The 15,873-nt window shown below is 34.8% G+C and carries 14 protein-coding genes; all 14 read left to right on the forward strand.

The features are described 5' to 3' along the window. The first annotated feature begins 132 nt into the window (after positions 1-132). Positions 133-612: a DUF2247 family protein gene (locus SJW71_RS09115; RefSeq protein WP_322605632.1), complete on the forward strand. Its 480-nt coding sequence runs from the start codon at positions 133-135 to the stop codon at positions 610-612. Between the two features lie 74 nt (positions 613-686). Then, positions 687-1,364, forward strand: a complete 678-nt coding sequence (locus SJW71_RS09120; RefSeq protein ID WP_431812024.1) for an endonuclease V — start codon at positions 687-689, stop codon at positions 1,362-1,364. A 644-nt stretch (positions 1,365-2,008) separates the two neighbouring features. Next, positions 2,009-2,932, forward strand: coding sequence for a serine/threonine-protein kinase (locus SJW71_RS09125; RefSeq protein WP_322611551.1), 924 nt, complete (start codon positions 2,009-2,011; stop codon positions 2,930-2,932). Positions 2,933-3,394: 462 nt separating this feature from the next. Then, complete coding sequence (locus SJW71_RS09130; RefSeq protein ID WP_269898148.1) at positions 3,395-5,563, forward strand: transcriptional regulator; 2,169 nt, start codon at positions 3,395-3,397, stop codon at positions 5,561-5,563. Between the two features lie 196 nt (positions 5,564-5,759). Next, the gene (locus SJW71_RS09135) at positions 5,760-6,185 is read left to right on the forward strand and encodes a membrane-associated protease 1 (protein WP_269898149.1); all 426 of its coding nucleotides are present in this window, start codon (positions 5,760-5,762) and stop codon (positions 6,183-6,185) included. Positions 6,186-6,274: 89 nt separating this feature from the next. After that, complete coding sequence (locus SJW71_RS09140) at positions 6,275-6,709, forward strand: J domain-containing protein (RefSeq protein ID WP_274793688.1); 435 nt, start codon at positions 6,275-6,277, stop codon at positions 6,707-6,709. A gap of 29 nt (positions 6,710-6,738) precedes the next feature. Beyond that, entirely contained in the window at positions 6,739-7,314 is a 576-nt protein-coding gene (locus SJW71_RS09145) for an FHA domain-containing protein (protein ID WP_269898151.1), read from the forward strand. A gap of 35 nt (positions 7,315-7,349) precedes the next feature. Next, positions 7,350-7,877, forward strand: coding sequence for an FHA domain-containing protein (locus tag SJW71_RS09150; RefSeq protein ID WP_274793687.1), 528 nt, complete (start codon positions 7,350-7,352; stop codon positions 7,875-7,877). 6 nt (positions 7,878-7,883) lie between these two features. Continuing rightward, positions 7,884-8,723 carry a PP2C family protein-serine/threonine phosphatase gene (locus SJW71_RS09155; RefSeq protein ID WP_431812025.1) on the forward strand — a complete coding sequence of 280 codons (840 nt, stop codon included), beginning with the start codon at positions 7,884-7,886 and terminating at the stop codon, positions 8,721-8,723. A gap of 28 nt (positions 8,724-8,751) precedes the next feature. Beyond that, positions 8,752-10,398, forward strand: a complete 1,647-nt coding sequence (locus tag SJW71_RS09160) for a serine/threonine protein phosphatase (RefSeq protein ID WP_322605629.1) — start codon at positions 8,752-8,754, stop codon at positions 10,396-10,398. Position 10,399: 1 nt separating this feature from the next. Further along, a complete protein-coding gene (locus tag SJW71_RS09165) occupies positions 10,400-11,677 on the forward strand; it encodes a normocyte-binding protein (RefSeq protein WP_431812026.1) in 1,278 nt (425 codons plus the stop codon). Further along, positions 11,668-12,363, forward strand: coding sequence for an iron-dependent peroxidase (locus SJW71_RS09170; protein WP_274793684.1), 696 nt, complete (start codon positions 11,668-11,670; stop codon positions 12,361-12,363). The genes SJW71_RS09165 and SJW71_RS09170 overlap by 10 nt, the downstream gene beginning before the upstream one ends. 23 nt (positions 12,364-12,386) lie before the next feature. After that, positions 12,387-15,035, forward strand: a complete 2,649-nt coding sequence (locus SJW71_RS09175; protein WP_274793683.1) for a molecular chaperone — start codon at positions 12,387-12,389, stop codon at positions 15,033-15,035. Positions 15,036-15,077: 42 nt separating this feature from the next. Further along, on the forward strand, positions 15,078-15,851 hold the full coding sequence (locus SJW71_RS09180; RefSeq protein WP_322605627.1) for a DNA and RNA helicase: 774 nt from the start codon (positions 15,078-15,080) through the stop codon (positions 15,849-15,851). The last annotated feature ends 22 nt before the right edge of the window (positions 15,852-15,873 follow it).

The following is a 15,873-nucleotide window of genomic DNA, read 5'->3' on the forward strand; positions in this document are numbered from 1 at the left end:
TAAAGATTGAAAATAAGAAGTAAGAAGCATTAGAAACAAAGAAATTGATTTTAGGGTTATAGCTCATAACAGACGAATAGGAAGAAAAATTAGAATTTGCTGATCAAATTCTAAAAGTAGGATGTGTATAATTTGAACTTAGAAGATCTTAAAAAAAGGCATATTCAATATGATTGGAGAACTATTTTTGTAGGCATCCAAGAAAATTATTTTAATAAAGGGGTTATCTCTCATTATGCAGTAGAAATGATGGAAAGTGGTGATGAAAGTGAGTTTGTTCGTGTACTTGCTTGGGGAGTATCTAGTGAAGATTTAGATAAAGTCATGTTAGAAATAAAAACTAATTATTTTCCTCAATTAAATGAAGAAAGCACAATATTAATAGAGGAGAATAGAAAACTCAGGTTTGTTTATTTATCAAAAATAAAAGAAACATGTAAAGATGAAAATAAATTATTAAGTAAAATTGCGGAGTTTTATGGTAATCATAACTATCCCGAAGATATGATGACTTTAGTTAATTATATGCCCCAAAAACTTCCAACTACGCATGAAGATATAATGAATAGGTTTGAAATTTTTTTAAAACGAGAGAGAATTAGATTTAGTTAGCTATTTTAATGGGCAAAGAAAGAAGAACATAAAAGACTAGTAAAAAAAGTGAAAGAATGGATGAATGATGGAAAATGGAAAAAGAAGAATTGTTTAAAAGTGAACAAGAAAAATGGATTTCAAAGATTTCATTAGAAAACAATTTTCAGTTAGGAGCTATTCGTCTGGTAGCTGGAATTGATATTGCATATTGGACAGAGGGGAAGAAAGATTACGGAGTGTGTTGTATTGTTGTAATCGATTATATTACCAAACAAATTATAGAAGAAGTAGAATATAGGGGTCAAATAGATGTTCCATATATTCCAGGATATCTTGCTTTTAGGGAGCTTCCGATGGTGATAGAAGCAGTGAAAAAGCTGCAATGTGAACCAGATCTTTATATGTTTGATGGAAATGGTTATCTTCATTATAGACATATGGGGATCGCAACACATGCTTCTTTTTATTTGAAGAAACCTACAATAGGTGTTGCTAAAAGTTACTTGAAGATAAAAAATACCGATTTTCAAATGCCAAAAAATGTAATGGGTGATTTTACTTATATTAAGGTTGATGGGGAAGTATATGGGGCAGTTTTGAGAACAAGAAAGGATGTAAAGCCCATTTTTATTTCATGCGGTAACTGGATCGATTTAGAGACTTCAATAAAAATAACTCTACATTTTGTAGAAAAAAATAGTCGATTACCAATTACGACACGTTATGCAGATTTAGCTACTCATGAGAGTAGAAGAAAATATACTCAATAGATTCAAACATAGTAACGTCCATTTGTTAGGGTATTAGTAGGAGTTTTTTGGTTACTCATAGATCTAATAAAAGGTGTCTTACAGGTAATATAAAATAACTCTACAACGTTATAGAATAGATGAACCTGAAGAAAAGTGCTTATTATTTTCAAATACATAATTGGGAAGTTTACGATAAAAAACATAAAGACCCTTAAGTAATGTGTTCAGAGTATATCCAAAAGAGGAATCTGTTTTTTATAAATACAACTATAATCTACATAAAATAAATATCTCACAAAAATAAATTGCTAGAGTATCTTTTGAAATCAATTGCTTGAATCACCTATCTAAATGTGATTTAAGCTTTTTTTATGAATAAAGGTTAGTGTAAATTCGACTTTCAAATGTAATAAAAATTCTTAATGAGGAAATGGATAAAAAATCAAAACGTCAAATAGATGTACCGAAATAAAGAGATAGAATATGCATAGAGGGCAGATGCCACTTCAAATGGCAAGAATGTATTAGCTCGTTAAAAACTATTTAATAAAAAGATATAAATTGGTATACTTACATTAATTTGTATTTTAGTTAAAACGTAGATAATTTGATCTATATTTGCATGATTGGTTATCAAAGCTTATAAGGGGGAAAGAGCAAAAATGCAAGCAACTCAATGTGAATTGAGCTTACCGATAAATAGTGTTCTGAATAATACATACAAAATAAAAGAAGTTCTTGCTACTAGTAAATTATCCATCGTCTATCTTGCGGAAAATAATAATAATGAAAAGCGACTCATTGTTAAAGAATTCTTTCCAAAAGAAATGGCTTTACGGGATTTAGATAATAGAACAATCATTAATCGTTTGCCTTCAACAAAGCAAAAATTTGAAGGCCTAAAAGAAATTTTTCTTAATGAAGCAGTCATTATGCAGCAAATAAATCATCCTAATATTGTCAAATATGTTGAGCATTTTGAGGAAAATGGATCGATTTATATTGTTATGGATTATTATGAAGGAAAACTATTAGATGAATATTTAAAGGATTTTCCTGTCCATGATCGAGACCATTTATACACAAGTATCTTTCTCCCTTTAATAGATGCGCTATGTTATGTACATAAACAGGGGATTCTCCACCGTGACATTAAGCCAAGTAATATTATGATAGATTCAGAAGGTAATCCATTTTTACTAGATTTTGGTTCCGCTGTTTTTTATAAAACAGCTACAGATTATCAAATTTTTACAAGCTCAGGTTACTCCCCGCTTGAGCAATATTCTAATAAGTCCGCGCAAGGTGTCTATACCGATATTTATAGTTTTGCAGCAACATTTTACTATTCAATGACAAATAGTATTCCGCCTGATGTTTCTCAGCGGCTTATTGAGGATAAAATTGAAAAAGTAAAAGAGCATAATAAAAGTGTAAGTATTCTTTTATCCTACATCATTATGTGGGGGTTGGCAGTGCAAGTAAAAAAACGATGTCCTTCCCTACAAATCATGAAGTGGGTAATAACTGTTGAAGAATTTGTCAATAGGATAAGGAACTATTTTAAGGTAAATAATTCTAAATGACCAATTATCTAGAAAAAGTAATCCGATATTATCATTTTGTAGAGTAAGCTAAGAGCTCTGTACAGCCTAAGGGGGTTAAGAAATTCACCTTAGGCTGTCTTTTTATAATAAAAAAAAGTGGAAAACTACATTTTTCCTAAAGAAATATCATAAAATTTATTATGTTTAATTTTTCCTATAAACCTATCCATTTACATTTTAATTAACAAAATATTCTAATGTAAATATTGACAATAAAATAAGATATTGTATAGTTACTTTGTGATACATAATGTCATTTGTGATATAGATAAAATGGTTATAAAATTTTAACTTCAGTTTAGATAAACTGCAGTTTCTTTTTCTGTTAATGGAATTTTATAACTAAAAAGTAAATTTAAAGTTACTTTTCGCAGATGATTATGCTTACTCGAAATCCGATGTAAAAAGGAGGGATGGCTGTATAATCATACGGCCGACTGAATGGAGATTATTAGTCAAACAAACAGAACCATGCTATTTGAGGAAATTAATCCTGAAAAGATGGACTTAATTACGCTTGTTGGTGATGTAAAGGGGATTGACAGTCTAAGTGATGAAAAGATTAAAGAAATTAATCAATATCTTCTTGTCAAAAGCTTTGATGAATTTTTAGATAAGTTTTCTCCAACGGTTTATTCATTCTACAATGCTGCTAATCAAAAGGTAATGTATACCCTGAAAAAACCTGAAGGAATTCAAGAAGACTGTATTTCTGAAATAGCAATCGATCAAAATAATGATTTTTTAAAGATGCTCTTCACCCTCATTGATACAAAAAGAAGTCAGGGCATTACGAATGTCGATTTTAAATTTGAAAATCTACTTGATATGATCTCTCCTAAGAAAGTCATGGACGACATTCGACAAGTCAGAAAAGAAATCCATTACTTGTATGGTGAATATGAGAAATTAGATGATGGTGATCCAAAAAAATTGGATACAGGAGACAAACTAAACCTAATGTTTGAAGTAGCAAGTAAAAATTACAACAATGTCATGGCCATGTTACCTTTAGCAATCGAGGATATTAAAACTAGATTATTGTTAGGTGTTAATCAGGATGAGGGGGAATCCGAAAAATTACAAATTGGGACCCTTTCTATTGGTGACAATGGTGAGTTGAAAATTATTGAGGCACCTCAAAACAATAGCTCGGAACTTATGGTGATTGAAGAAAATAGTAACTATGGTTTAAGTACTGTTTTTGAAGAGGATTATGAGGCGATTACAGAATCTCCTTCTTCCTATGTAAAAGATTTAGTTGTAAGAACGTTCTCACCTCTACCAGCTGTGAAAGCCGAATTTGATGTGGAAACAGAAGTTCAAAATTACAATACATACCTTGAGTTCTATAAGAATGCGAAGGATGAATTTGTAAAAACGGTCAAGCCTTTAGTGGAAAAGCTATTAGGCATCAAAATGTACTTTGATCAGTACACAACGAAAAATAAAGGGATGCAGCCATCATTGCTTGTGACAAACACTAAGCTCGATATGCTCGTAAAAAGTAATAATCTACCACGGTTACGTACGTATTTAAATACAGTAAACTCTAAAAATGACTTTACGGATACGGTGTGGTATGGCATTGTTCCTGCACTAGAACTAGAGGCTACTGGAAAAATGAAGGTAAGCCGATCAAGGTTTAAAGGGAACGATAAGGTTGCCAAACAAGAAGGCAACACAATGGAATCCCTATCGATTCTTCTAGATACGATAAAAGATTACAAAGTTCAGGTTTTCTTCAACTTCATGGCGGAGGAAGAAACAACATTCAACGGCATTGCAACCGCAGGGATAGATCGTCTGATTGATAAATGCTCTGTGCTTGTTCGAAAAGACTATAGTGAGTTTGCGATACCGTGCTTACCGAACTTCACCATAATTCCAAAGGATAAATCGGGTGTCGTTATTGATGCGAGAATGTACACTACTGAAAATGGTGCACGTTTATCTAAGGAAAAGGAAGATATTTTAAAGCTATGGATTGAAGGGGTCTATGTCGGTGCTAGCTATGTAGCTGCCGGTATCGTTTCAGCTTATCAATGTCCAGAATATTTAAAAGAGTCGTTTAGAAATGTTCAGAGAAATTATCCTGGCGTACGATTCGATATTGAAGCTGGGGATCACTCACTTAGAGCTGTTACAACAATGGCAAAGGAAATCTCAGGATTTACGAATAATATTAAAGATGCGATTAACAGCAGAAGCTTTGGCTTTGTGTTCTCGTCAGAAAATGCTCAGCTTCAAGATAAAGATATTAAACGTATTACTGTCTATAAAGCTAGAAGCTTAGCGATGGAAGAGGATGGATTCGATTCTATCTACAAAACACAGGTGAGTACGTATATTGAAAGAATTTTACGTTTCCAATCAGGTGACTTTAAGCATGAAAATATTGTTAGGTTCTTCAGTAATAATCCAAGTAGTCAAAAAAGTAAATGGCTGAATGATAAAGGCTATGTCAACTCCATTATCCAAGATGGAGATGATATCGGCTACATTATCGATGAGAAAACGAGCACGTGTCAAATTGACCTTGTATTTAATGGTAATGTGAAGAATTTAGAAGTGATGATTACAAAAGGAACTAGTGCTGTTAAAGCCTAACAAGTTTAAACATACAATTATTCAATTTTTCAGTCGTATGTTTAAGATTTTTTAAATCTTTTAACATAAATATGAATCTTCATTAAGATGGAGTGTTACATATTTCTCGATGTTTTATTGAGAAATGAAAACAGCATGTGTTCAAAACTTTCATCTTATGAACAGAAGATTCAAAAAATATTAGGAGGGAAAAAGAATGGGTTTTGTATTAAAAGTAGAAGGATCAGAGGCAATTGAACTAGGGTTAGAAAGCATTATGTCTGTTGAATATGAAACAGACACGCCAAATGACTCTAACGCACGTTCTACAGATGTTGGAGCAACTTTAAAAGTAAGAGGTAAAATTCTTACAGCAACTGATGGTGACAATTCTGATGATACGATGAAATTAGGTTTATGGTCATTAGTACCAGCTGAAAAGGCTGACTGTTACCGTAAAGTGACATTAGAAGTTGTTTCAGCAGATCAAGTAGTAAGAAAAATTCATTTCCCGAACGCTTTTGTGGTGGACTATACAGAAAGATTCGGTGACACAGAAGGTATTGGTGAATTCTTCTTATTTGTTAAACAAAAGAAAGACAAAACAGACTTGGCAAAAATCGAAGGCGGCTACGCTGTCTAAGAGTGAGATAGCACACTAAAAATTATCTAAGGGGCTTAATATAGCTCCTTAGATAATTTTTGAATAATCCTAGTACTGGGGATGAAAAGATGAAAACACATTATGACACATTAGGTGTTAGTAAAGACGCGACACAAGATCAAATAAAGCTCGCTTATCGAAAGCTTTCAAAAAAGCATCATCCTGATGTAAGCGGAGGAAACAAAGAATCTGAAAAAATTTTCTTAGAAGTCACAGAGGCATATAAAGTTTTGAAGGATGAAGCTGCTAGGAAGGCCTATGATGCTCGACTAGATGGTACTGCGCAAAGTTGGAATAATGAACACTCAGCTAATAAGCAATCGACAAGTCAACAGTCGACTGCACAAAGGCCAGATTTTAATATGAACAATATTGAAAAAAACTTTGAGCATTTCTTTGGCTTTAATCCTAAAACAAAAGAGACGTCCTCAACGTTACATAAGAAAAATAAGAAGAATCCTCTTGATACTACAGACTTATTCGAACGTTTCTTTAATAAATAATTCAAAATGGCAAGAGGGAGTGTGATTATATGCAGGAACCATATTCAAGTAAAGATTATAGTGACAATGCAAGGAAAAAAATGTTTATAAGAATCATCGATATTATTATTATCACAATTGCCTTCTTTTTTATCCTATATGTTTTTGTTATGAATCAGGAAGTCCTTTTAAAATTTGTTATCGGAACCGTAATGGTGATACTTGCTATTATTTATGGTTCTCTCAAGTACGAGGCAAAATCACTCACTCAAGCTAAGACAAACAACGACATTTCAAAGCTAGTACTTCTTAATGAACGTGGGATGGAAGTAGATGAATGGGAGCTGGGTGATCAAATTTCATTGCTTATCGGGAAAAGTACAGCTGAACATAAGGCAGATATTGATTTGTGTGGAACGGAATATGAATCTCTTGTGAATTACGAGCATGCTGTATTAAATTGTGTAGCTGGAATTTGGTATATAGAGGATATAGATTCTGTAAATGGTGTTGGCTTAAAAAAAGCTAATAAGCGCGTTAAAAATAGATTGAAACAAGAGATCCCTTACCCATTAGGTAATGGAGACACAATATACATAGCAAATACGCGAATTTTGGTGAAATAGAGAAAGAATTCGGAACATAGATGGGGGATAACGAAATGAGTTTGATAAGATGTACAAATGGTCACATGTTTAGTTCAAGGAGACATCGCAATATTTGTCCATATTGTAACGTGATGGTGGAGCAGGAGCACAGACAAAATAGCCCAACCGCTCCTGTCGTTGAATCAGATGATAAAACATTGCCCTATTTAGGAGAAATGGATGGAATTGATCCAGTAACAGGTTGGTTGGTTTGTATTGAAGGCCCTCAAATGGGTAGAGATTATCGCATCTTATCTGAAAAGAATTTTATAGGTAGAGCAGAAGATATGCATATCCGGATAGCAGGAGATAATTCCATCTCGAATCGTAATCATGCTGTCATTGTTTATGATCCAAAAAAGCGTAATTTTTATTTATTACCAGGTGATGCCTCTGGATTAGCTTATCTGAATAATGAAGCCGTTTATACACCAACGGAATTAGCAGCTTATGATGTTATTCAGTTAGGAAGAAGTATGTTTTTATTTATTCCATTATGTGGTGTTCACTTTGAATGGGAAAACAATCAAAGTGAGGAATGATGATATATGGACCAAAATTTAGTGCCTTACATAATTGCCTTAATTTTCATGATTATCCTTATCGTTTTGCTAATTATCAGAGGTATTCTAGCTCAAAAAATGGATAAAGGGAAAATTTATATTGGAAATGGCCAAACGATAGGAAGACGTGATGAACAGGATGATTATTTCTCCACAACCGAAACGACGCATGGCACAATTGCAGTGCTTGCAGATGGTATAAGTGGTTTAGCCAATGGTCGTATGGCCAGTACTATCGCTGTCACGACATTTATAGAAGAATTTAAAAGGCTTACTACCTTAAAAAATCTACCTAACTTTTTTAAGGATGCAGCGATGGCAAGTAATCATATGATTTTAGAAAATTTAAATGGCTCGAACGGAGGAACTACGTTAGTCACGGCTATTATCGACAATGAAGGTTTACTCCATTGGGGGGCTGTAGGAGATAGTGTTATCAAAATTTTTAGAAATGGCGAATTTATAGCGGTTAACCAAAAGCACATTTTTGAATCAGTGTTAACAGAGCGATATATATCAGGTGAAATAACTCAGCTTGAGGTGCAAGAAAATCCTCTGAAAAAGAGACTTATCAATTATTTAGGGTATGAAGGCTTTAAAAATCTTGATATTGGGAAGAGCCCTATTCAGCTAAATAGAGGCGACAAGGTATGTCTATTTAGCGATGGAGTCTATGACACGTTAACAGAGGTTGAAATGGAAAAAATTCTCTCACAGCAAACTCCTCCCTATGATATTGCTCAAGACATTATTAAAGCTGTTGAACAAAAACGCTTAAAAAATCAAGATAATGCAACCATCGTTATTCTAGAAAAAACATGGTAAACATTTTACATGTTAAGGAGGAGTAATCATGAGAAAAGAAAACAGCGACTTTAAAACTAGTTTTCTATCCGAAGCTGGTTCATTTTTGCAGAACAAAGATTACTTTGCCTATACAGAGCTCGACGATGTAGCCTGCTGGGTAGCTGTAAAAGGGTTAGATTCTGATCAGGAAATAAGTAGCGCAGAACTTGCTGTGAAGGCAATTTTGGAAAAGTTTATGGAAAAGCCATCCATGTCTAGAAGAAGTATTAAAAAATATTTAAGAAATGCGCAAGCTATACTTCAGGCTCAAAGCTTAAGGGTGAGATTAAAGGCAAGTATTGTTATGGTCGTATCTGATTACTCAAAAATGATTGTTGCAGTCGCGGGGAATTCGAGGCTATATCATTTTCGTAATGGTACTTTATCGTATAAAACCACTGATCAAAGCTTAGCGCAGGAGATCGTTAACAGCAGGAATCGTTCGCTGGATATAAGCCAGCACGAGGAAAGAAGCAACCTACTAAATTATCTTGGTAAACCTGAAGATTTTAAGCCCTTTGTTTCTAAGAAAATGAAGTTATTGGATGGCGATGTGTTAGTGCTTTGCACGGCGGGCTTTTGGGAGGATGTCAATGAGATTGAAATGGCTGACGCGCTGGAAGATGCGAAAGATCCTGAGCAATACACGGATTTATTAGAAGAGGTGCTTTTAAGTAGGCAAAGGAAGGTTGTAAATAATTATACAATTGCCACTATATTTGCTAATAAGGTTTATCAGGAAACAAATAAGAAAAAAATGAAGTACATTAAAATGATTGCTGCGGCATTAATTGTAGCTTTAGTCGTTGGGGGCAGTACCCTGTTTTATCAAGCGAAGCAAGCTAAAAAAATGGCAGAATTAACCGTTGAAATGAAGGACCATGAAAAGAGCGGAAATCTTTATTTTCAAGATGGAAATTATGAAAAAGCGCTTCTGGAATATAGTGAGGGCAGAAATGCAGCCAAAAAATTGAAAGATCCAATACATAGAAATTTACTGGCTAAAAAGTTAAGAATTACAGATCTCATCTTAAATGGAGATAAATCAGCCGAAGAAGGAAAATTTACAGATGCTCTTGAGCAATATGAAAAGGCTAAAAAAGAAGGAAAGCTCATTAAGAACTTTGGAAAGGAAGCAACTGAGCAAAGAATAGCGAATATGGATACGATTGTTCAAATTGCTGAAGCTGTGAAGGATGGAGATTTTCGATTTGAAGCAGAAGATTACAATGGTGCACTTGAAACATATGAAAAGGCAAGGAAAAAAGCTCTCACCATCTCCTATACTGGTGAGCCTCAAATAAAGACAAAAATAGAAGAGACAGAGGCTAAAATTGCTGAATTGAAAAAGGCCCAGAAGGAATTGAAGGCAGAAGGTTTAGAAAAAAGTGGAGATCAGAGCTATGCACGTCAAGAGTACGGAAAAGCGATTGAATATTACACACTTGCACAGGAAATTTATCAGGAGACAGAGCTACTGTCAAAGGTTTTAGGTCTTGAGCGAAAGGTTATGAACGCCAATGATAAATTAAATCCACCTCCTCAGGCACCGGCTACTGATATAGACCCATCTTACGAAGCGGCAATACCATTTGAAGAAGGGGCAGCTGCCAATGAGTCATCTGATGCTGAAGTGATGAAAGAGGGAAAGTAAAGTGATAAAAGAGCTCATGTATGAACGGTTACGCAAAATAGAGGATTTAGAGCAACGTCAACTGCTAAAAGATATTGTCAGTGGCGTTTTTGTAAATTTAATTGACTATCAGGATGAAATGAATAGAAAGCTTGAAGAGCGAGTATTTAACGAAATAGAAGATGTTGAGAATAGGTTTGACATTTATGTAACGCTTAGTTCAAAGGAGGATGTTGACCCGATTCATCAATGTTTATTTCCGATGCGACCAGCTGATTTAGAAACGAAAGTAATCGATACAGCTAACTTACTTCAATCGTTAAAAAACAAAGAACAAGCCGTCCTGTGTACTTTATTTCTAGAGTGTGACTCGATACAAATTCATCAGTTACTAGTTGAGGAACGATGCTTTAATGGAACTCTCGTCACAACAGAAGGACAAGTTGAGATAAAGGTAAGTCTTTCAAGAAATTCAGACTATTTGCAAGAAATCGATAAGCTATATCCGATATTCCAAATTAATGGATTGCCGTGGAAAACCATTAATCACCCGTACGCCTATAAATTTTTGGATGTAAATTTAGTAGATTGTCCCCCTTTAAATGAAGATACTGAAATCATTGAGATAATGGTTGATTTAGAGGAATACGAGTCAAAAAAGAGACTGGACATGGTTCCACTATGGAATATTGAACGACATGAGGTCAAGAATGTGGGGTTCCCCATTCCTGCTATCGATAAGATCAATTATGAGCATGTCCTTTCAATCCGCAAAATCGGCAACGAGCATGGGTATCTTGTTGAAGCGGATGAAGAGAATGTTCGTTACGTTAAACGTTCAGATAATGAATTAACCATTGTTTCACCACAAGACAAGTCAGGGGTTTGGCAGTTAATCAAAATTGCAAAAATGGAAGATGAGAAAATTGGAAAGCTTCATTATGAGCTTGTTTCCAATCGACGAATAGAGCATTTTATGCACAAATTTGCTAGTAAGTATACTGCAAATGTTAAAACGAAGGGGGAGATTACTAGGATGATTAACTCCTTCGAGGCAGCTGTTAGCGTTGAGCTAGTAGATGTAGATATAGTGGACTCTTTTTCAAGGGCAGGTATTACGCATTCAGCAAACCCTTTCTTAACAGAAATGATAGGAGAAAATAGTCATAAAAAAACGATGCTACTAAAGTTTAAGGCAAAAGCGAAAAAAGATTTTATAGCAAATGATATTTTGAGCTTTTTAGTATCCGAAGTACAACGACATTTCTTTGAATATAAATGTGTAGGTGTGTGGCTATGAATTATATTTGGGATTTGCTCATTAAAGCCGAGGATGAGGGACTTTCTAAAAAGGATATAAATTTTCATCTTGCCGAGACATATTCGCCCTATATGGAGCTTAGTCCTCAGTTTTTAAATACACAGTTGGTTGAGCAGCACGTCGAAGTAAATCCGTACTATCGCTACTTTGATATTTTTAACAACCTTTTTCATCCGGATAATACGTCTGATAGAGCGTTTAGGGAATATCTTTTCGACATCGTACTGCATTTCTTAGCTGACATTGATCGTATGCAGGGGATGAATAAAAAAGAGTTTTTTATTCGCTTTATTTTAAAAGATATCGAAGCGAATGTATTTGGCAATGTAGTACGTCAAAATATTCGTTCGTTTTCAAAAAAGGAACAAGAAATAGTGGTCCTGAACATGCTGAGACTGTACCAGACAGGGGATGAAATTTATTTATTAAAGGATACGCTAAAAAGGCTATTTAAAGGTTGTTTCATCTATGTAAAATCAGAGGAGCAAGATGAGCTGCTTTTATATATAAGTCAGAAGAAGACAGAGCAGAATGAGCAAAAGGTACAACTCATACAGGAAATATTTTTGCCTATCAGCTTCCATTTAGAGGTTTATTGGCAGTATCACTTCGGCATAATCGATGCAGAGGAAACAATGAAGCTAGATCGAATAGCTCTTTACTAAACAGGGCAGAGGAGGGATTCGTAATGACGACTAAATATTCATATAAGCTGTATGCGAATAAGCGTTATACAGAAAAGAAATATATGACCTATACACGAGTAGAATTAATGGAAATGACAACCTTCCAGCTGAGGAATATATGTTATAAGGAAAAACTTGTGACAGGGCTTATTAACACATTAACTAGAGACGAGTTAATCGACAAAATTTTACGATATCGTGGCGCTGAAGAAAACCCTCTAATTAAAGAAAGTAAGGATGGGGGATTCGAAAGAGTAGAAGCAGCAATGCAGAAGTATTTAAAAACACCACTGTCTGACAATGGTGAGATAAAAATTCCTGCCAAAATGAGCTTATATAGCGGTATGAAAATTGATAAGCCAGATCAGTATTTTGTAGAAACCGGTGGATTTCTAGTTGAATCCAATGTACTGCTAGTCAATGAGCAGCTAGATCTTTGCGGCATCCTTCATGTTATAAAAGACGATCAGCTGCCAAACAAGTATTATTTTGCGGCAGATGAGGCATTAGAAATTCGAAAGACTAACAATAAAAACTACAGCTTTATATTTTTAAGAAAGCAAGATTCTGAGTATATCTATAAGACTTACTATCAGGAGACCCCACTTCCGCCTACAAATCTTCACTATTATAAGGTTCCAATACCAGATTTAGAGATTAAACAGCTAGAAACAACCGATGCGATTCTTGCTATTGATTTTGGAACTACCAATACAACGGCCGGTGTTTACTTAGAAAGTGATTATGTCTCTTCTCCTTGTAGCCACGACCTATTAAATGACAGAATTCAGCTAAATAGCATCAATTTTGTCCAGTTTCCCGATCCGCTTCACCAAAATGAATGGATCGAAGTAGTGCCGACAGTCATGACAGTGGCAGATTGCTCAAATCAAGACCAAGTGAGCTATTACTATGGCTATGAAGCGTTAAAAATGATGAAAAAAAATAGCTACACTTCATTGGCAACGAAATTCCAAGGCATTAAACGCTGGGTTAGTAATTATGCCAAATTGGAAGAGATAATGGATGCGAACGGCAATACAGCACTTGTTCCGCGAAGTCAGATATTAAGAGAGTTTATGCTTTATATTATTCAAATGGCAGAGCATCAATTTAAATGTCGCTTCAAGCATTTACATATTTCGAGTCCTGTAAAGCTGAAAAATCAATTTTTAGATATGTTTCAGACAATTTTACCCGAATACAACATCGAAACGGAACATGCTCTCGATGAAGGGATGGCCGTTCTTTATAATACAATCGCCAATCAAATAGAGAATAATAGCTTCTTGGATGGGAAGGAATATAAGGCACTGGTCATTGATTGTGGTGGTGGAACAACCGATCTTTCCTCCTGTAAGTTTCGAATAGAGGATGGACATATTTCATACAAAATTGATATTCATACAACCTATGAAAATGGAGATACCAATTTTGGTGGTAACAATATTACCTATCGTATTTTCCAATTTATGAAGATTGTCTTTGCCAATTACTATAGTCGGGGAAAAAGTGCTTATGATATTGATGCACTAATTGATATTCCAGGCAAGGATATTTATCGATATGTAGACGATCATGGGGTTGATGAGGTATACAAACAATTTGAAAAAGCCTTTTCGGATGCTGAGTATATCATTCCAACTCGCTTTAAGGAATACGAAAATCGCACACGTGATGAATATTTACGTGTCCGAAATAATTATTATTTCTTATGGGAAATGGCAGAGGAAATGAAGAAAGAATTTTTCCGTAAAACAGGCATTTTAAGAAGCCGCTTTTATTCGGACAGTGATATGCAGCACGATAGCGATTTAAATGTGACAGCAGTAGATCGATGGTGCCTATCTCTGCTTGAAAACAATCAATTTAAGGAAGTTTATGATTATCCAAATGTCTTTTTCAACATAAAAGAAATTAATCATCTTATCAAGGCTGATATTTATGATATTGTGCGTGAGTTTTTAGAGGAATTTTATGAGAGCGGCCTTTTGGGCGAATACTCTATTATTAAATTAACTGGACAGTCCTGTAAGATTGATGCATTTCGTGAGGCTTTAAAAGAATTTGTACCAGGACGAAGCATTGAATTTAGGCAAAAAGCTGAAAATATTGGTAAAGTGCCAGAATTAAAGCTTGCTTGCCTTAGAGGAGCACTGCGCTATTTAAATGCGAAAAAGATAGGCATGATTGAAACAAAAGTGACAAATCATGCTCCTGTTGTACCTTATGCTGTAAGTGCTTTTACGCATAATCGCCAGGAAAAATTACTTATTAGTAGCTTAGAAAGGCTAAACCAAATTCATGGTACTATTTCCCGTCCATGGGGTGTAACAGAAGTGGAGTTTTTCCTAACTGGCAGTGACAATCAGTCATCCTATAAATACACTTACTTTAATCGTCCTGAGAATTTTAAGCCTGTTCTTTATGAAAATATTGCAGCAAACTATTACGATAAAATTCCACAAGACGAGACGGATTCTATCATGAATGGCGAAGTGAAATTCTTTGTTTTTGCAGGCGAAGATCATTGGGGCTTCCATGTGGTGCCAGTAGCGCGAAAAGACGAACAACTGTTTATTGGAAAAAAAGAATTCTTCGCTTTTGAAGCTGATTTATCGGAACTAGATTTCTTTGACGGATTAAAGTAGAGCAAGCTCACGTGATAAAAAAGAAAAGAGGTGGGTGACAGCTTGTTTGCTAATCAATATCCACATTTTCATAAAGGTCGCATTTTAAAGCGAGAAATGCTGGAGAATTTACGAGATTACCCAAGAGATTTTTTAGATTTATATTTTCAAGATTATTCAAACGGCATCATTGCTGGTGTCCATATTATTGTAGCGGATACACGTCTTATCATTACAAAAGGCATAATTAAGCATAAAGGAAGGCTCTATTTGCTACATAGTAGCTATGAGCTTCCTTATGAAGCTACAGGAAGTGAAACGATTTTAAAAGTACGATTTGCTGAAGAAGCAAATGACTTAGATTTTAGCAATTACACAACAGAGATTGTCTTAGACGATGTGTTAGAGCTTGCTCATAATGAACTAGAATTAGCGCGCTTTAAATTAAAATTAGGTGCCAAACTACGCTCACAGCATACCGATTTTTTCGACTTTGCGACAGAATATAACACCGTAAATTATCTTCATTGTCAGTATGCAGGGTTAGAAAAAAGCACCTACCATCCACTCATTTTGCAATACTTTGCACGAGAGCTTTTAAAAAACCGGCCTGCTAATCCGTATGATATTGCCTTTGCCTTAGAGTGCTTAAATCAGGAGAGAGTGCAAAGAGATGTAATTGATTTCTATATTTGCAACCGGCTAGAGTTGGACTATCAAACTTTATCTAATAGCCAAATTCATAAATATTTAAATCGTATTTTGTTGGAATCTAAGGGCGGTGGTCGTATGAAAGGGATTGGTCAAGGGCGACCAAAACGCATGATAGTTGATTAGTAGTCTACTAGTGGATTAAGAT

It is taken from the genome of Lysinibacillus sp. FW12 (genome assembly GCF_050817245.1).
GTDB lineage: Bacteria > Bacillota > Bacilli > Bacillales_A > Planococcaceae > Lysinibacillus > Lysinibacillus irui.